Origin of the sequence: Hymenobacter sp. BT18, from assembly GCF_012273015.1 — a bacterium.
Taxonomy (GTDB): domain Bacteria; phylum Bacteroidota; class Bacteroidia; order Cytophagales; family Hymenobacteraceae; genus Hymenobacter; species Hymenobacter lutimineralis.
This window is the reverse complement of the sequence record NZ_CP050954.1, coordinates 1,234,606-1,251,718: the sequence shown is the minus strand read 5'-3', so window position 1 is coordinate 1,251,718 and position 17,113 is coordinate 1,234,606. Positions and strand designations below refer to the sequence as shown.

General features: G+C 61.6%; 14 protein-coding genes, 1 rRNA gene and 1 pseudogene. 7 read left to right on the top strand and 9 right to left on the bottom strand.

Annotated elements, in window-relative coordinates; genetic code table 11:
* Nucleotides 1–48 precede the first annotated feature (48 nt).
* From rrf to HER32_RS05135, 7 genes and pseudogenes are all read left to right on the top strand, one after another.
* Nucleotides 49–160, top strand: a 5S ribosomal RNA gene (gene rrf, locus HER32_RS05160).
* 269 nt (nucleotides 161–429) lie between these two features.
* A pseudogene (locus tag HER32_RS20395) lies at nucleotides 430–606 on the top strand (BatA domain-containing protein); the annotation flags it as partial.
* Between the two features lie 753 nt (nucleotides 607–1,359).
* The gene (locus HER32_RS20185; RefSeq protein WP_232066391.1) at nucleotides 1,360–2,481 is read left to right on the top strand and encodes a hypothetical protein; all 1,122 of its coding nucleotides are present in this window, start codon (nucleotides 1,360–1,362) and stop codon (nucleotides 2,479–2,481) included.
* A gap of 46 nt (nucleotides 2,482–2,527) precedes the next feature.
* Complete coding sequence (locus tag HER32_RS05150; protein WP_168681027.1) at nucleotides 2,528–3,052, top strand: DUF4199 domain-containing protein; 525 nt, start codon at nucleotides 2,528–2,530, stop codon at nucleotides 3,050–3,052.
* A 51-nt stretch (nucleotides 3,053–3,103) separates the two neighbouring features.
* Nucleotides 3,104–3,634, top strand: coding sequence for a DUF4199 domain-containing protein (locus HER32_RS05145; protein ID WP_149072707.1), 531 nt, complete (start codon nucleotides 3,104–3,106; stop codon nucleotides 3,632–3,634).
* A gap of 31 nt (nucleotides 3,635–3,665) precedes the next feature.
* Nucleotides 3,666–4,616, top strand: a complete 951-nt coding sequence (locus HER32_RS05140; RefSeq protein WP_317169655.1) for a glycosyltransferase family 2 protein — start codon at nucleotides 3,666–3,668, stop codon at nucleotides 4,614–4,616.
* 134 nt (nucleotides 4,617–4,750) lie between these two features.
* Nucleotides 4,751–5,875 carry a glycosyltransferase gene (locus HER32_RS05135; protein WP_168681025.1) on the top strand — a complete coding sequence of 375 codons (1,125 nt, stop codon included), beginning with the start codon at nucleotides 4,751–4,753 and terminating at the stop codon, nucleotides 5,873–5,875.
* A gap of 152 nt (nucleotides 5,876–6,027) precedes the next feature.
* Here the strand turns inward: HER32_RS05135 and HER32_RS05130 are convergent, their stop codons facing one another.
* The 9 genes from HER32_RS05130 to HER32_RS05090 all read right to left on the bottom strand — a co-directional run bounded on the left by HER32_RS05130 (nucleotide 6,028) and on the right by HER32_RS05090 (nucleotide 16,986).
* On the bottom strand, nucleotides 6,028–9,318 hold the full coding sequence (locus HER32_RS05130; protein ID WP_168681023.1) for an efflux RND transporter permease subunit: 3,291 nt from the start codon (nucleotides 9,316–9,318) through the stop codon (nucleotides 6,028–6,030).
* A 106-nt stretch (nucleotides 9,319–9,424) separates the two neighbouring features.
* Nucleotides 9,425–10,570, bottom strand: a complete 1,146-nt coding sequence (locus HER32_RS05125; protein ID WP_168681021.1) for an efflux RND transporter periplasmic adaptor subunit — start codon at nucleotides 10,568–10,570, stop codon at nucleotides 9,425–9,427.
* Entirely contained in the window at nucleotides 10,554–11,159 is a 606-nt protein-coding gene (locus tag HER32_RS05120) for a hypothetical protein (RefSeq protein WP_168681019.1), read from the bottom strand. The genes HER32_RS05125 and HER32_RS05120 overlap by 17 nt, the downstream gene beginning before the upstream one ends.
* A gap of 12 nt (nucleotides 11,160–11,171) precedes the next feature.
* Nucleotides 11,172–12,413 (bottom strand): TolC family protein, encoded by a 1,242-nt coding sequence (locus HER32_RS05115; RefSeq protein WP_149072713.1) that lies wholly within the window; start codon nucleotides 12,411–12,413, stop codon nucleotides 11,172–11,174.
* A 69-nt stretch (nucleotides 12,414–12,482) separates the two neighbouring features.
* Nucleotides 12,483–13,034, bottom strand: coding sequence for a heavy metal-binding domain-containing protein (locus HER32_RS05110; RefSeq protein WP_149072714.1), 552 nt, complete (start codon nucleotides 13,032–13,034; stop codon nucleotides 12,483–12,485).
* Nucleotides 13,035–13,101: 67 nt separating this feature from the next.
* Nucleotides 13,102–13,842, bottom strand: a complete 741-nt coding sequence (locus HER32_RS05105; RefSeq protein ID WP_168681017.1) for a DUF305 domain-containing protein — start codon at nucleotides 13,840–13,842, stop codon at nucleotides 13,102–13,104.
* 25 nt (nucleotides 13,843–13,867) lie between these two features.
* Nucleotides 13,868–14,815, bottom strand: a complete 948-nt coding sequence (locus tag HER32_RS05100) for a heavy metal-binding domain-containing protein (protein ID WP_149072716.1) — start codon at nucleotides 14,813–14,815, stop codon at nucleotides 13,868–13,870.
* A 246-nt stretch (nucleotides 14,816–15,061) separates the two neighbouring features.
* Nucleotides 15,062–15,544 (bottom strand): hypothetical protein, encoded by a 483-nt coding sequence (locus HER32_RS05095; RefSeq protein ID WP_168681015.1) that lies wholly within the window; start codon nucleotides 15,542–15,544, stop codon nucleotides 15,062–15,064.
* A 335-nt stretch (nucleotides 15,545–15,879) separates the two neighbouring features.
* Nucleotides 15,880–16,986, bottom strand: a complete 1,107-nt coding sequence (locus tag HER32_RS05090) for a glycosyltransferase family 9 protein (RefSeq protein ID WP_149072718.1) — start codon at nucleotides 16,984–16,986, stop codon at nucleotides 15,880–15,882.
* Between the last annotated feature and the right edge of the window lie 127 nt (nucleotides 16,987–17,113).

Here is a 17,113-nt window from a genome sequence, read left to right as displayed (position 1 = left end):
CACTGCGTCAACGTTATCGCCAGGACTGTGCTAGTCCTGCGCACCTGAAATGGTGGCTTTAGCACGGGTGTTCACCTCTTCCCATTCCGAACAGAGTCGTTAAGCCCCGTTGCGCCCATGGTACTGCCTTCACCGGCGGGAGAGTAGGTCGCCGCCAACCTTCTGGTTTTTTCGAGCAACACCCCCCGCGTGCGGACACCCACCTGATCGTCAGGTGGCCCGCCCCGCGGGGGGTGTCGCCGTTTAAAGCCCCCATGGGCCCTAGGGGCCTTAGAGTCCCCAATAGCCTTGGCATCTGAGCCCGTAGTATGACTCGTATGAATCTGCTTTTGGGTGATAGTTATGCGTATTTCGTGGGTTGATTCTATCCTAGGCGTTGATGCGGCTCAGCTTCAATAATTGTGTCTATCATTCATTGTACTTTAGCAGATGATGGCATTTACTTATCCATGGTTTTTGTGGGGCTTGCTTGCAGTAGTACTGCCGATTGCTTTACACTTGTTTGAACTCCGGCAACCCAAGCGGGTAGCATTTACCAACGTTGAGTTTCTCCGTGAAGTAAAATTGGTCACGGCCCGGCAGCGCAAGGTGAAACACCTGCTCGTGCTGTTTACCCGGATAGGGCTTATTGGCAGCTTGGTGCTTTTGTTTGCTCAGCCTTTTATCCCGGCTCCGCTGACGACGATACTGCCGAATGAAGCAATCCGAGTAGTAGTAGATACAACGCCAAGTATGCAGGCGGGGCCGGCTGATGCACAAACCGCTTTCGAAAAAGGCGTAGAGGAAGCGCGCCAACTGCCGACGGCTTATCCCACTGCAGCCCGCTTTCAGTTGCTAAACTCCTCAAGGTACTCTGTTTCTGGCACTGCTTTCCGGAGTGCAGTAGATCAGTTGCAACTCACCGGAAGCAGTCGGTCAGTAGCATCGGCGTTGGTGCAGGACGGAGGGACTACCAATCAGCAGCTATTCATTTTTTCTGACTTTCAGAAGAATGACTACAGCCGGGAGCAATTACAAAATATAGATAGCGCAACGCAGGTATTCCTGATACCCGTAGCTGGGGCCAGTACTCATAATATCTATGTAGACAGTGTATGGCTTGATGACGCCTTCATTCGGAGCGGCACTGATATGACGTTGCGCATCAGGCTACGCAACGGCGGCAATATGGCGGCTGAAAACACCCAGGTAAAGTTGCTGCTTGACAACCGGCAGGCAGCCGCATTTCGGGTTCCTGTGCCTGCCAACGGCCAGGAGACTGTGACAGCGCGCGTGCAGGTAACCGGTACGCGGGCCCATTTATGTCGGGTAGAGGTAGAGGATTACCCCGTGACATTTGACAATACCTTTTACTTTACTTTGACTCCTTCCCCCCAGATTCCCGTTGTCGATATAACCAGTCGCGACCTGCCTGCTACGCAGCGCCTGTACAGTAACGAAGCGCTTTTTGCTTACTCGCACCGTGTAGGAGGAAAAGCTACAGAAGGGCTGGCAGCTGCGCAGCTAGTGTTAGTCCAGGAGCTGCCAAGAATAGATCCGCAGCTGCGCGAGCAATTAAAGCAGGTCGTACAGCGCGGTGGTTCAGTAGTCATTGTACCCTCGGCTGCTGTGGAGGTACAGGGCTCCTACGCCGAGTTGTTCCAGGAGCTAGGCGTAGGGCCAGTTACCTGGGAGCAGCCTCAGGCAGGGCGCCTTCCCCAGCGAAAAGAAGTGGCGTTGCCGAACCGCCAAAACACGTTTTTTCGGGACGTATTCGGCGCGCAACAACGGCAGGTTACGATGCCTACTGTTGCGCCGGTTGTTCATTGGGCGCGGTCTACCACGGATATTCTGCGCCTGCGAGATGGGGAAGGGTACTTATCAGGTTTCAGGAGTGGCAGAGGAATGGTTTACGTATTCTCGGCTCCGTTTACGGGTGAGTATTCCAACTTCACCAGCCACCCGTTATTTGTGCCGGTGATGTACCGCCTGGCCATGCAGAGCTACAAGAGCACGGAACTGCCGGCGTATCGATTAAATCAAGGACTGATTACCATACCAGGCGCGGCGGGCAGTGGGGATGGTGAGCAAGTGGTAAAGCTGGTGAAAGACAGTCTTACGCTTATTCCCACGCAGCGCAGCTTGGCGGGCGACCTGCGGCTGGAAGTGCCCCCCGGTATGCGTGAGCCCGGCTTCTACACCTTGGAGCGGGCGGGCCGAAAAATAGCTACGTTGGCTTTCAACGTGGATAAGAAGGAATCAGAGTTGGCCCACTACTCCGCACCAGAGCTACGCCAGATGTGGGCAGGCAAGCCAAATATCCACGTGTACGAAGCCAGTGAAGGCACTTCTATTGCGGCGCGCTACCGCGCTGAGCGGGTAGGTACCCCACTTTGGAAATATTGCGTGGCAGTGGCTTTGTTGTGCTTACTCGCCGAGGTACTCCTGTTACGTTTTGGCGGAACCCGAAGCCCAGCGGTGGCGCCTGTAACTGCGGGTTAGCTGCGGAAGTACTCGTATCTTGCCGCCTTATCATGCTGTAGCTAGTTTGGAGTCCACTGCTGTTTCCTCCCGTCCTGTACTGCGCGTTGCCGCTGTCTGCGGCGTTATTACGGGTGTTTTGTGCATCTGCTGGGTATTGTTTCTGTATAAAACCGGAAACAACCCATATGGCCCCAAGCGCACCCTGTCCGACTTTTTTCCGCCGCTGGCGGCAATTGTTAGTCAGCTGCTGTTGCGCCGGCAGTACGCCAACGGACCGGGCCTGCTGAAGGCGGTTGGCGTGGGGCTGTTGACTACCCTGCTGGCAGCGGCCGTAGCTGCTACGGGGTTGTATTTGTTTGCCCAGAGTGCCGGTCCGGGCTTAATAGAGCAGCACTTGGCCGAGGCCCATAAAATGCTGGCTGCTGCCAAGCCCCTCTATGCCAAAGAATCGAATGGGCTGCAGCAGTATGAGGCTACATTGCGCAACCTGGCCCGTACGCCACAAGCCTTTGCGCAGGATGAATTTCTGAAAAAGATACTGCTGGGGTTTGTCGTTGGTATTCCGGGTGGGATATTTCTACGGAAATAAGATAGGATTTTGTTCCTTTAGGCTCGCACTCACTTTTACCTTCACAACCACATGGAAAACACAACTACGCTCGTCACGCCCGTCAATGCCGGTATCCGCTATGGTCTGATTACGGGTCTGGTCACGGTTATCTATTCTTTCGTGCTAATGGCCACTGGCCTAGAGCAGCAGGCCGCACTGGGCTTTGTGACGTTTGCTATTCTAATCGGTGGTATCGTGATGGCACACCGCTACTACAAGCAGCATAACGGCGGTTTTATGAGTTATGGGCAAGGGCTTGGCATAGCCACCGTTGCGGGAGCCGTGATAGGCGCTCTGAGCGGAATATTTCGTTATGTCTATGTCAATTTCATTGACTCCGGCTACACCCAAAAGGCGCTGGACATTGCCCGGGCTAAGCTAGAAGCCGATGGCAACATGAGCGACGAGCAAGTTGAAACAGCTATGCAGTGGACGGCTAAAATGATGCCCACTGGCCCTCTGAGCATTGTATGGGGAATTCTGGCCACGGCATTCTTCGCCTTCCTACTGTCCCTTATCATTTCCGCCATTACCAAGCATAATCGCCCACAGTTTGAGTAGTAAGCGTTTGCCGCAGCATTTTCCCGTTGAGTTGTCCATCGTTATTCCACTGCTCAACGAAGCCGAGTCGTTGCCGGAACTCACGCGCTGGATTCACCGTGTGCTCACCCAACACGGCCTCACCTACGAGGTGCTACTGATTGACGACGGCTCCACGGATGACTCCTGGGAGGTAATTGAAGACCTCGCTCAGGACGACGTGCATCTGCGCGGCATCCGCTTCAACCGCAACTACGGCAAGTCGGCGGCGTTGGACACGGGCTTCCGGGCGGCGCAGGGCCGGGTGGTATGCACCATGGATGCGGACCTGCAGGACTCGCCCGAAGAGTTGCCCGAACTCTACCGCATGATCACCCAGGACGGCTACGACCTGGTGAGCGGCTGGAAGAAAAAGCGCTTCGACCCCATCAGTAAAACCATTCCTACCAAACTCTTCAACGGTGTCACGCGCTGGCTGTCGGGCATTCAGCTGCACGATTTCAACTGCGGCCTGAAAGCCTATAACCACCGCGTGGTGAAGGCCGTGGAAGTGTACGGGGAGATGCACCGTTACATTCCCGTCATAGCCAAGTGGGCCGGCTTCCGCAAGATTGGCGAGAAAGTAGTGCAGCACCAGGAGCGTAAGTACGGTACCACCAAGTTCGGGCTGGAGCGCTTCGTGTACGGCTTTCTGGATCTGCTGAGCATCACCTTCGTGAGCCGCTTCCGCAAGCGCCCCATGCACTTTTTCGGCACGGTCGGCACGCTTTCCTTTTTGGTGGGTATGCTCATCACGCTCTGGCTGGTTGGGGAGAAACTGTACTTAGCGGCTCACAACTTGAAAGCCCGAAGCGTGACTGACCAGCCGCTGTTTTTCCTGGCGCTGGTGGCCGTGATTGTCGGCGTGCAGGTATTTGTCGCGGGCTTCCTGGCCGAAATGGTGTCCTTGAGCGGCTCCCGCAAAAACCAGTACCTGATTCGGGAAAAGCTAAATTTGAGTTAATAGCCACCGGTTGTCATCCTGAGCGGAGCGAAGGACCTTGTCACGATTGAGCAGTTTGTCCTAGCGTGATGAGGTCCTTCGCTCCGCTCAGGATGACAGGCTGTAGTAGGCGATAGGCACACAATACATTTCCTATGAACGTCGTCATTATCGGGCCGGCGTACCCGCTGCGGGGCGGGCTGGCCACGTACAACGAGCGGCTGGCCCGCGCTTTCCGCGAAGCCGGCGACGACGTGCGACTGGTGACGTTTTCGCTGCAGTACCCCAATTTCCTGTTCCCCGGCCAGACCCAGTTCAGCACCGAGCCCGGCCCCGCTGACCTCGCCATTGATGTGAGCATCAACTCCGTGAATCCGCTGAGTTGGTGGTCAGTAGGGGAGAAGCTGCGCCGCCAGAAGCCCGATCTGGTGATATTCCGGTTCTGGCTGCCGTTTATGGGCCCCGCGCTGGGGTTTATTGCCCGGCGCATCCGTCGCAATGGCCACACCCGCGTGGTCGCCATTACCGACAACGTCATCCCCCACGAAAAGCGCCCCGGCGACCGGCCGCTCACGCGCTATTTCCTCTCGGCTTGTCATGGTTTCGTGACGATGAGCCGCGCCGTGCTGGCTGACCTGCGCCGTCTGCACTTCAAGCAGCCGGCCCTCTACCGCCCGCACCCGCTCTACGACAACTTCGGCCCTATTAAGCCCAAACCAGCCGCACTTAGCGCCCTGGGCCTCGATCCGCAGTTCGGGTACCTGCTGTTTTTCGGCTTTATCCGCGCCTATAAAGGGTTGGATATTCTACTGGAAGCCTTTGCCGATGTTCGACTAGCGGAATTGCCCGTCAAGCTGATTATAGCCGGCGAGTACTACGAAGACGCCGCGCCCTACGAGGAAATCATCCGGCGGTACAACCTGGAAAACCGCCTCGTCCGCGCCACCGACTTTATTCCCAACGAAAAAGTGGCCGACTATTTCTGTGCCGCCGACATCGTGGTGCAGCCCTACAAAAATGCCACCCAGAGCGGCGTTTCGCAGATTGCCTATCACTTCAGCCGCCCCATGCTGGTAACTGACGTGGGCGGCCTGGCCGAGCTGATTCCGAACGGCGAAGTGGGCTATGTGGTGCCCCCCACGCCCCAGGCCATTGCCGATGCCTTGGTCGATTTCTACGAGCATCAGCGCGAAGAAGAACTCACGGCCGGCGTGTGGGCCCGCAAAAAAGATTTCTCCTGGAGCGAGATGGTGAAGGCACTAAAGGAGGTAGCGGGATAAAACAGGAGGTTCGTGCGCAGACAGCAAACAAAATATCCCGCCCGGGGAAAATATAAACCCTGGCCCCGCCTGTAGTATATGTCGCCTCGCCCAGGCACTGAATGAGCCGTCCGGGATAGGCCAAAGCCCAGGGGCCGCTTGTCTGGTACAATCTACTGGGTGGGCGGCACCGGGTTCAGATCCGATGGCGGGGTGAGCAGTGGCGCGTCGAGCTCCTGCGGGTGGTCATCGAGGCCCGTTTCCTGGTGGGAGGCGAAGTATTGGGTTAGCGCCTTTTCGCCCACCAGCCAGAACACCACCGGCGTTACGATGATATCGAGGAAAGTGGACGAAAGCAGCCCGCCAAGGATAACGGTGGCCACCGGATACAGGATTTCCTTGCCCGGTGCGTCCTGGGCCAGCGTGAGCGGCACCAGGGCCAGGGCCGCCACCAGGGCCGTCATCAGCACCGGCACCAGGCGCTCCAGGGAGCCACGGATAATCATCGGGAGGCCGAACTTCTCGCCCTCATGCTCCACCAGGTGGATGTAGTGCGAAATCATCATGATGCCGTTGCGGGAGGCAATACCGGTGAGGGTGATGAAGCCCACCAGGGAGGCAATGCTGAACGTCCCGCCCGTGAGCAGCACCGCCACCACCGAGCCAATCAGGGCCAGCGGAATGTTGAGCATAATCTGCCCCACCATCAGCCAGGATTTGAAGTGGGAGAACAGCACCAGGAAGATACCGGCCAGGGAAAACAAGCTCAGCCACAGAATCTTCCGCGAGGCCGACTGCTGGCTTTCGAACTGCCCGCCGTAGGTGAGGTAGTAGCCCGGCGGCAGCTTGACCTGCTGGCTGACTTTGGCCTGAATTTCCTGCACCGTGGAGCCCAGATCCCGCTCGGCCACGTTCAGGGAGAGGATGATGCGGCGCTGGGTGTTTTCGTGGTTGACGGTGTTGGGGCCGGGCTCATATACCACGTCGGCCACCTGGCTCACCGGAATCAGGGCCCCGGTGGGCGTTTCGATGCGGGTCTGCCGAATGGCTTCTAGGTTGTTGCGCTGGGCCTCGGGCAGCTTCACCACCAAATCGAAGCGCTTCTGGCCATCGAGCATCTGCGACACCACGGCCCCCTGAAACAGAGTTTCCAGGTCGCGCACCACCTCACCCCGGCCCATGCCGTAGGAGCGCAGGGCCTCGTCGCGGGGCCGGATGAGCAGCTGCGGAATCTGCACCTGCTTTTCCACCTGCAGGTCCACCACGCCCGGCACGGCGGCGGCAGCATCGCGCACCTCGCCCGCGTAGCGGCGCAGCTCCAGCAAATCGTTGCCGAACACCTTGATGGCCACCTGGGCCCGCACGCCCGAGAGCAGGTGGTCAAGGCGGTGGGAAATGGGCTGGCCGATGTTCACGTTCACGCCCGTAATCAGGCTGAGCTTCTGGCGCATGTCGGCCAGGATTTCGTCGCGGCTGCGCATGGTCCGGCCTTCTTTCTCCAGCTCCTCCTCGGTCTTGAAGGCCACTTCGATTTCCGAATTGTTCACCGATTCGGCGTGCTCGTCCAGCTCGGCGCGGCCGGTGCGGCGGGCGGTGTAGGCCACTTCCGGAATCCGGAGCATCTGCTGCTCGCCCAGCGTGCCCAGGCGGTTGCTTTCGGTGAGGGAGGTGCCGGCCGGGGCCGAGAAGTTCACCGTCAGGGAGCCTTCGTTGAAAGGCGGCAGAAACTCCGTGCCGAAGAAGGGGACCATCGTGGCGGCCATCACAAACAACAGGGCCGTGGAAGTGAGTACCAGCCGGGGATGCTGCAGGCCCCAGGTGAGCAGGCGGGTATCCTTCTTTTTGAGCCAGCGCACCAGGGGGCCATCGGTTTCGGGGTGGCCCATCTGCTTCATGCGGGGCAGCAGGTAGTAGCAGAGCACCGGCGTCACGGTCAGCGAGACGAACAGCGAGGCCACGATGCTGGTGATGTAGGCAATGCCCAGGGGCGCGAAAATGCGGCCTTCCATGCCCTCAAGGGCAAACAGCGGCAAAAACACCAGTACCACAATAATAGTGGCGTACACGATGGAGTTGCGCACCTCCGACGAGGCCGCGTAGATGACGCGCAGCACCGGCTGCGGGTTGGGCCGCTGCTGGTTTTCGCGCAGGCGGCGGTACACGTTTTCCACGTCCACGATGGCGTCGTCGACCAGCTCGCCGATGGCAATGGCCAGCCCGCCCAGCGTCATGGTGTTGATGCTGATACCGGCCAGGCGAAACACCAGGGCCGTCACCAGCAACGACAGCGGAATGGCCACCAGGGAGATAAACGTGGTGCGCACGTTCAGCAGGAAGGCAAACAGCACGATGACCACCAGAATGGCCCCGTCGCGCAGGGCTTCCTCCACGTTGCTGATGGAGGACTCAATGAACTCCGCCTGCTTAAACAAACGGGTGTTCACCTGCACGTCTTTGGGCAAGGAGGGCTGAAGCTCGACCAGGGCTTTTTCCACGGCTTCGGTCAGGCCCACGGTGGCGGCGCCGGGCTGCTTCTCGATGCTCAGAATTACGGCCGGCCGGCCGTTTACGCTGCCGTCGCCGCGCTTGAAGCGGGCCCCGAACTCCACCCGGGCCACGTCGGCCACCCTTATGGGCGACTGCGCTCGGTAACCGACAATGATGTTCTCAATGTCCTGCACCGAGCGCAGGCGGCCTAGGTTGCGGATGAGCACTTCCGAGCCGTTGCGGTCGAAGAAGTTGCCGGTAGTGTTTAGGTTGGACTGCCGCAACGCGTCTTCCACCTGATTGACGGTGAGGCCGGTGGCGTTCAAGCGAGGCATGTCCAGCAGCACCTGGTACTGCAGGTTGTCGCCGCCGATGGGAATTACCTGGGCCACGCCCGGAATGGACAGCAGGCGCTGGCGCACGGTGTAGTTGGCCAGGGTACGCAAGTCGGCGGCGCTTGTTTTTGAGCGGTTAGCGGTTAGCGGCTGGCTGTTAGCTTCCGGTAAATTGCCAGCGGACAACGAGTCATTTTTACTTGATGTAGACAGCCCCACCAGCATGATCTGGCCCATCACCGAGGAAATAGGCCCCAGCACCGGCGTAATGCCCTGCGGCAGCTGCTCGCCGGTAGTCTGCAGCTTCTCGCTCACAATCTGGCGGGCCGTGAAGATGTCGGTGCCGTAGTCGAACTCCACGAACACCATACCCAGCCCGATGGCCGAGTTGGAGCGCACCGCCGACACGCCGGTGGCCCCGTTCAGGGCCGTTTCCACGGGCAGCGTCACCAGGGCCTCCACTTCCTCGGGGGCCATGCCGGGCGCTTCCAGAAACACGGTTACCCGGGGCCGGTCCAGGTCGGGCAGCACATCCACCGGCAGCTGGCTAGCGGTGTAAGTACCCGCCATGAGGAGGCCCACGGCGAAGGCCAGCATCAGCAGCCGGTTCTGCAGAGCAAAGCGAATTATCTTATCGAGCATATTTTTTAAGCTACTAGCTGACAGCTGTTGGCTGTTAGCTTCTGTTCAAAGCAGTCATTAGCTGGGCTGACAGCCACTGGCGGTTAGGTGCCGGTCAGAAAAAAGCTCATTGGTTCAGGTAAATGGATTTGAGCTGGTAGGTGCCTTGGGTGACCACCCGGTCATTTTCGTTGACCTGGCCCTCGGCCAGCACGGTTTGCTGGCCATTCACGGCCCCCGGCTGCACGTAGCGAATCTTGAACCGCTCGGGTTCGGTGTGCACGAACACCACGGGCTTGCCATTGAGGTCGGTAATGGCCGAGGTGGGCACCACCAGCTGGGGCCGGCCGCCGCCGGCCGGGCCCACCACCTGCACGTTCACGGCCTGGCCGGCGCGGTAGGGGCTGCCGGCGGCATCGTCCAGCTCCAGCACTAGCTGCCGGGCCTGGTTCACGGGGTTCACTACGTTGCTGAACACCACCAGCCGGGCCGGCACGCCCACCTGCCCCTGCAGGCCTTCCACCCGAAACTGCGTGCCGGGCGTGACGTTGGCCAGATCCTGGGCAAACACCTGGGCTTCCACGCGCAGCTTGCCGGGGTTGATAACCCGCAGCAGCTCCTCGCCCTGATTGACCTGCTGGCCCACGGCCAAGTTGAACACATCCACGGTGCCGCTCACGGGCGCCGTGATGCTCACGCGCCGCTGCCGGGCCTGCCCGTTGTAGATGGCTGCATTCTGGCGGGCCTGGCGCAGGCGCAGCTCGGCGGCTACCACATCCTTGCGGGCGGCAATATCGGCGATGCTCTGCAAGCGGGCGTAGTCCTGCTGGGCGGCCCGCAGTTCGGCCTGGGCGTTGGCGCGCTCGGTGCTGAGGCCGATTTGCTGGGTGGCGTCCAGGGTTTGCTCGATGACGGCCAGCGTCTGCCCGGCCCGCACCGGCTGGCCCACCCGTGCGCTCAGGCTGACGATGCGCCCGGTCTGGGGCACCACCACCCGGCCCTCGCCCCCGGCCGCGGCCGACACCGTGCCGTAGAGCGTAGCCCGGCTGTAGGTGGTGGAGTAACCCGCCAGCTGGGTACGCACCTCGAACAGAAACTGGCTTTCCTTGGGCAGCAGCACTTCGTCGGTGAGGGCCACGCCGGTGCTGGCTTTGGCCTCGCCGCCGTGGTCTTCGCCGCCGTGGGCCTGCACCCGGCCGGGTGGGGGCAGCAGCACGGCCAGCACCAGTGCGGCAGCGGCCGTGGCGGCCAAAAGTTTAGGCGTGGTTTTCATGGGTAGCGGAAGTGGAGGTGGAAATGGGCGCAGCCGGGCGGCGGCGCAGCAGCAGAACCGTCAGGCCAATGCCCAGCCCGAAGGCCCCGAGCAGGGCGGCAATGGTTTGCCAGGACGAAAAGAGTCCGGCGGCAGCGGGTGGCGCCTCGGCCACGGGCAGCTTTTCCCCCACGCGGATGCCTTCGAGCAGCACCAGGTCGGCCCGCTCCCCGGCCACGATGTTGAGGGCGAAGCTGTAGGGTTTGTTGGCCGGAAACTCCCCTTCGACCAGGTAGATGCCGGGTTCCTGCTCGGTTACGGCCCATTTCAGTGCGGCATCTTCCGGGTTGGTGAGCGTGAGTTTCGCGCCTCGGATGGGGGCGTTGGTGGCGTAATCGGAGAGGAACAGGCGCAGGTCGGCGGGCTGGCCGCCTTCCAGCGGCTCGTAGCGCAGCAGCACCTCGAACTGCTCGGACAGGGCGGCCACCGAAAACGAGGTGGCGCCCGCCGGCGTGGCGGCCTTGGGCCCGTCGCCGTGGTCTTCGCCGCCGTGGGCCAGGGCCGGGCCGGCCAGCAGCACGCTCAGCAGCAAAATCAGGAGTTGTTTCATGAGAGTTGACGGTTATTCGCCCCGCAGGTAATTCAGCTCGACCACCGCCTGGCGGTAGTCGCGGATGGTGGTCAGGTAGGTATTCTGAATGGCAAAGGCCTGGTTCAGACTCAGAATGAGCTGCAGGTAGCTGGCTTCGCCGGCCCGGAACAGGCGCTGCGACTGGCTGATGATGGCCCGCGACTGGGGCAGCCCGGTTTGCTCGTAATAGGCCAGAGAAGCGGCGAATTTGCGCGTATCGGCCAGGGCCTGCGCGTACTGAGTGCTCAGCTCCAGCTGCTGGGTTTGCAGCTGATAGCTGGCTGCCCGGGCGCGGGCCGTGGCCGCCTGCAGCTGCGAGCGGTAGGTCCAGAACCAGATGGGCAGCGAAACGCCAAACTGAAAGCGGTAGCGCAGGGCCGAGTTTTCAAACGCCTGGTTCTGGTAGCCCACCGTGAGGGCCGGGGTACGCCGGGCCCGCACCAGACTGATGCCCGACTGGCTCAGGGTCACGTTCTGGGCAGCGGCGGCCAGCGCGGGGCTGCCCGCCAGGGCAGTGCTGTCGTTGGTGGGCAGCCCGCCGAGCAGGGCCGGGGCCGTCTGGGCCAGCTCCGCGCCGGTACGGCTTAAGTCGGTACTGGTAGCCAGCGGCTCGGTGGGGCTACCCAGCAGCAGCCCCAGCCGGCGCTGGGCCGCCTGCCGGTCGGCGGTGGCCTGCTGCAGCAACACGGTTACCTGCCGGGCCTCGGCGTCGGTGCTGATGCGCTGCAAAGAGGTGACTTCGCCGGCCGTAAACAGGCGCTCCGTGGCCAGGCGCAGTCCCCGAAACAGGCTGTCCTGGTAGGTGAGCTGGCGCACCTGGGCCTCGGCAAACTGCAGGCTCAGGTAAGCCAGGCGGGTATCGCGCAGCACGGAGGCGCGGCTCACGTCACGGTTGCGCTCGGCCAGGCTGATGCCGGCCTCGGCTACCTGCCGCTGCCGCCGGTACACGTTGGGCAGGTCCAGGGTCTGCACCACGCCCGGGGCCCACATTTCGCCGGTGGGGGCCGAAAACAGGAAATCCGGGTTGGCCGGCGCGAACGCGCCGCGCCGAAGGGCACGCTGCTCCTCAATCTCCTGGGCCGACTGCCGCAGCCGGGGGTGGCGGCGCAGGGTCCGGGCCTCGGCGCTGTCCAGGCTGATGACCGTTTGCGCCCGCGCCGCGCCGGAGCAAAGAGCCAGCATTACCAGGGTCAGCAGCCAGCAGCCTCCGCTTTTTATGTTTAAGAAATTCATACAATCAGGTTAAAACCAGCCGTTGGGCTGCCCGCGGTTGCCGCAGCCAGCGGCCCAAGCGGCGCCCGCCTACGACTTTTTCACGAGGGCCATGCCGCACTTCGGGCAGCTGCCGGGCTTGGCGCTGACACTGCCGGGGCAGCTCATCGGGCAGGCGTACGCAGCGGAAACCGACTTCCCGGCTTTGGCGGCTGCCTCGAGCTTTTCAAACCGGGCGCTAAGCGAATTGCCGTTGGCCTTAACACTCACGATGGCCGTGCGCAGCGTGAAGCCGGCCGGCACGGTGGCCCCCAGGTGGTTGCCCGTGGGCAGCAGCTTAACGGAACTGGTTTTGCCCGCCGCACTCAGCAGCAGGGCCGTGCCGGTGGCGCGGGTCACGGGCAGCGTCTTCTCGTTGCCATCAAGCAGATACACCTGCAGCTGGCCGGCCTGCTGCACCAGCTCCAGGTGGTACTGGCCGGCCGTGCGCACCACGCCGCCGTGGGGAGAAGCGTGGGCGTGGGTTTCGCCGGCGGCTTTGTGGCCGTGGGCGGCCGTGCCGGGCGTGTGGCTGTGCTGGGCGGCAGCGGTGAGGGGAGCGGCCAGCAGCAGGGCCGCGGCGAGAACGGAGGAAGTCTTCATAAAAAACCGGGTGCGAGGAGTGAATCAGGCGGCCGGCCCCGCGCCAGCAGCGGGGCCGGCCGGGGGCTTACATCTTGTCGGCGTTCTGGTTGTGCCAGGCTTTGAAGTCGGCTATTTCCTTTTCCTGGGCAGTAATCATCTGCTGCGCCAGCTCTTTGAGCTTAGTGTCCTTGCCGTGGGCCAGCTCGGCCCGGGCCATGTCCACAGCGCTCTGGTGGTGCACCGTCATAAGCATGTTGAAGTTCATGTCCGGGTCGGCTACCGTTTTGGGCAGGTTGCGCATCATGCCGTCCATTGAGGCCTGCATCTTGCTGGTGAACGGATCGGCCGGGTTGTTGGGCTGGTAGTTGGTGGGGGCGTTGTCGAGGCGGGTGGCGGCGGCTTCCAGCGCGGCAATTTCCCGCTGCTGGTCGGCTTTGATTTGCTCAGCCATCCGGCGCATGGTGGCGTCCTTGCCGTCGCGCAGCTCGAGGTCGGCCATCACTACCGCGCCCCGGTGGTGCTCCAGCATGTGATGGGCGAAGTCGTGGTCGGTGTTGCCTTTGGGCTTGGTAGCGTGCATTTTCTGCATCATCTCGTTCATGGCCACCAGCTGCGGCGAGCTGCCGGCCGGGGCCGCGGTATCATGCCCCATGGCCGAGTGGTCCATGGCTGAGTGGTCCATGCCGGCCATGTCGCCGGAGGCCGCATCGGTTGCGGAGTCTTCCGTGGTCGTAACCGTCGAATCGGCGGCCTTGTCGTTGGTGCAGCTAGCTACCAGCAGGGAGCCCGAAAGGAGGGCAGCCAGGAAATAAGCGGACTTTTTCATGGGTTGATGTTGGAAAGTGGGAAATCTAGGCCTTCACGTTGATGGTGAAGTCGCCGGTGTGGATTTTGCCCGCGTGGTTGAACTGCAGGAACACGCGGTAGAGGCCCGGCTTCTCGAAGTTGGTGTTGAAGCCGATGCTGGGGCCTTTATCAGCTTGTTCGTTGGGGTGCACGTGCAGGTAGTTTTCCGTGTCCTCGCTGATGACCACCACGTGGCCCAGCGCGCCGAGGTAGTTGGCCAGGTCCGTGACGGGCTGCCCGTCTTTGCGGATGGTGATTTTCATGCCCAGCAGCTGCCCCGTTTTCAACTCCTTGTCAAAGGAAAGCGTGGCCTGGTAGCCGTCTTTTTCCCACTGCATATCATCATTCTTGAACCGGACGGGCGAGTAGGCCGGGCCTTTTACCGTGAGGGGCTGGCGGCCCAACTGGTGGCCCGCACCGGTGGGCGTGTAGTCCTGAAACAGCACGTACTCCCCACCCTTCGGGAAGGTGTACTGCACTTTGTAGTCGCCGGCCGCGGTGTACTCGGGGTGCTCGTGGTAGAACTGGCCCAGGTCCTTGCTCACGATGATGAGGTGAATCTTCTTCTCGTGCACCACGGCCAGCGGCACAGGGGCCGATTCGTTGCCGGTTTCACGCGGGGTAAAGGCCAGCGTGGTGGGCTGCCCGGCCGTCACCTGCATGGGCGTGGGCACGAGCTTCATCTCGTAGGTTTTGCCGTTGGACACGGCGTCGTTGTGTTCCAGCTTCATGCCGCATTTGGGGCACGTCTCGCCGTCCTGGGTGCTGGTCACCTCGGGGTGCATGGGGCAGGCGTAGGTGTGGCCGCCGGCGTGGTCGGCGGTGCCTTCGGCCGGGCCGTTGGTGGGCGTAGTGACGGTGTCGGCAGCGCTGCTGGATTCCGATTCGGAGGAGCAGCTGCTGATAGTGAGCAGGCCGGCCAGCGCGAGCAGGGAAAGGGGAAAGCGGTACATAAAAAGAAGGGGGAGGTTGAAGGAAGAAAACCGAATGCAGCCGCCCAAGTGGGTTGGGGCCGCAGGGGCCGGCTGGCGGGCAAGCCTTTGCCTTCCGGCCATCGGCGCGGAGCGGTGGAGCGGGGTAACGCCAGGAAACGGAGGTAAAGTGGCGCGGGCAACGGCCGGACATCATGCACCAACGCCAAGGCCCGCCCCGGACATAGCACAGCTATGCCAGGGCGAGCCTTGGGCACGCCAACTCAATCAGACCGTCAGGGACTGAATAAAGATGCGGATGTCGGGTATTTTGGGGGGCAGGTGCCGGCGCAGCACCAGCACGACTGAGTGCGTACGGTCCCACGCGCCGGCAGAGGGCCGGCAAAAGACCCCGGTGCTGGCCGGGAGCAAAGCCGGGGCGGGCGAGAACAGCTGCTTCTCACCTGGTGTTGTCAGCGCCTTCAGAATGGCCGCGGACTTGTTTTTGCAGCAGTTTTCCTTGCTCGCGGGCTTAGAGCCGCAATGGCCGGGAGCCTGCTTGGCCTGAACCGGCTTCTGCTGGGCCTGGGCTTTGCCGTGACCGTGGCAGCCCGGGTGCGTGGGCTTCTGCAACGCGGAGGCCTGGGCTACCGGCGCGGCCGCGGCCGGGGTTATCGTTGCGCACCAGCACTGCCCTACGAACACGTTGACGAAGACGAGCAGGAAGCTCGTCGCCAGCAAACGGCGAACAGGGAACAGGCTACGGAACATACCGGGGACTAAACAACGGCAAAAATAGGCTTCTCCGCGAGAAGGCGGTACCGTATGCTTACCCCATTTCTAACCAGGGAGTTGCCGGGTAGTTTAGGGCTGCTGCTGCTTCGCCCGGGAAAAGTTGCCAAAAAGTGGCCTCAGGAACCTGATTTAGGCTACACCCTACCGAGCAGCCCTTGCCACCAAGGGCCGAATAATGCAAGCCCACGGCGAGATTATATAAGCCCGTGGTTGCCCGGCAGCGTTAATAGGTGCTGCTTCATTTTGGCCGGACTATCGGCTTGGTCGAGTCAATTCCAAACGGCAAAGTAGGCTATCCAGCGCCCTGCGCCTCAGCGTTCCTGCCTTGGCACACTCGCCCGCACGGCCTCGAATACCTTCTCAGCGGGCAAATCCTCCATGCAGCTGGTGCCGAGCTGGCAGGAACCCCGGTAAAAGCACACGCACTGCTTATCGGGCTGCACCAGCTGCCCCCGGCCGTATAGGTCGAATTCGTAAGGATTAAAGATGTTGTTCATCAGGATGGTGGGCTTGCGCAGGGCAATGCTGATGTGCATGGCCATAGTCACCTGCGTCACAATGCCGTCCATCTGGTACATGAGGTTGATGAACTGGGGCAGGGGGAAGGTACCAGGGTAGGCCGCGCCCGTGACGGCCTGCAGGCGGCGGTTGCGCTCATCCTCGGCTTCGCCGCCCAGCAGCACGGGGGCGTAGCCGGCTTGCTGGAGCTGCCCGATCAGCTGGGTCCACTTCTCGTCGCTCCACAGGCGCGTAGTCCACCGGTCGCCGCAGCCGGTGTTCAGGCCAATGCGGGGCTTACCCGTGGGCAGCTGGCGCCAGTTGTAGCCCTTGTCTTCGTGGGTGTCGAACACGTACTCCTCGCCCCGGAACTCGTAGCCGCACAGCTCAAAGATTTCCTGCACGTAGGGCTTCTGGTTTTGCTGGCTGAGCTGGTCGAACACGCCGGTGAGGTACTTGTGCGCGGCCAGGTCGTTGCCGGGCCAGGCCACCCCGTACTGGGGGTGCAGGCGGTAGCCAAACTTCTCCGTGGCGTGCACCGAGTCGGCCAGGGCGCAGGCTTCCTTGTCTTTGTCGAGGTTGAAGAGTACGTCGAACGCCCGCTGCTGCAGGTGCAGTACGGAGGCCAGATCCAGCTTCAGGACTTCATCAATCTCGCCCTGGGGCAGGATGGCCGGCGTGAGCGTGAGCCAGGTGATTTTGGCCTGCGGGTACTCCTGCCGCAGCCGCCGCAGCAGGGGGGTAGTCCGGATAACATCCCCAATGGCCCCGAGCTTGATGATGAGCAGGCGCTGGTGCACCGGCGCGTACACGGGGCAGTCCTGGCACTGGTAGCCGTGCTCCTTATTGGGGCGGCAGGGAATATCACCGCGAAAATGGCGGCAGTCGGGATGAACGGTAATACCGGAAAGAGAGGCCATGGGGCGCGGTTAAGAGGCGCGAAGATAAAGAGCCCGCCCGACTAGGGACAGAGTGAGCTAGTAAGGCCTAAATGGGCGAGGCCGCTAAAATCTGGCAGCTAACGGGCGAGTTGGCAGAGAAGGTAAT

Excerpts from the sequence above, each read along its gene's own strand:
- HER32_RS05145 (WP_149072707.1), top strand. The coding sequence starts at position 3,104 with ATGGAAAACACAACTACGCTCGTCACGCCCGTCAATGCCGGTATCCGC.
- HER32_RS05135 (WP_168681025.1), top strand. The coding sequence starts at position 4,751 with ATGAACGTCGTCATTATCGGGCCGGCGTACCCGCTGCGGGGCGGGCTG.
- HER32_RS05130 (WP_168681023.1), bottom strand. The coding sequence starts at position 9,318 with ATGCTCGATAAGATAATTCGCTTTGCTCTGCAGAACCGGCTGCTGATG.
- HER32_RS05125 (WP_168681021.1), bottom strand. The coding sequence starts at position 10,570 with ATGAAAACCACGCCTAAACTTTTGGCCGCCACGGCCGCTGCCGCACTG.
- HER32_RS05120 (WP_168681019.1), bottom strand. The coding sequence starts at position 11,159 with ATGAAACAACTCCTGATTTTGCTGCTGAGCGTGCTGCTGGCCGGCCCG.
- HER32_RS05115 (WP_149072713.1), bottom strand. The coding sequence starts at position 12,413 with ATGAATTTCTTAAACATAAAAAGCGGAGGCTGCTGGCTGCTGACCCTG.
- HER32_RS05110 (WP_149072714.1), bottom strand. The coding sequence starts at position 13,034 with ATGAAGACTTCCTCCGTTCTCGCCGCGGCCCTGCTGCTGGCCGCTCCC.
- HER32_RS05105 (WP_168681017.1), bottom strand. The coding sequence starts at position 13,842 with ATGAAAAAGTCCGCTTATTTCCTGGCTGCCCTCCTTTCGGGCTCCCTG.
- HER32_RS05100 (WP_149072716.1), bottom strand. The coding sequence starts at position 14,815 with ATGTACCGCTTTCCCCTTTCCCTGCTCGCGCTGGCCGGCCTGCTCACT.
- HER32_RS05095 (WP_168681015.1), bottom strand. The coding sequence starts at position 15,544 with ATGTTCCGTAGCCTGTTCCCTGTTCGCCGTTTGCTGGCGACGAGCTTC.
- HER32_RS05090 (WP_149072718.1), bottom strand. The coding sequence starts at position 16,986 with ATGGCCTCTCTTTCCGGTATTACCGTTCATCCCGACTGCCGCCATTTT.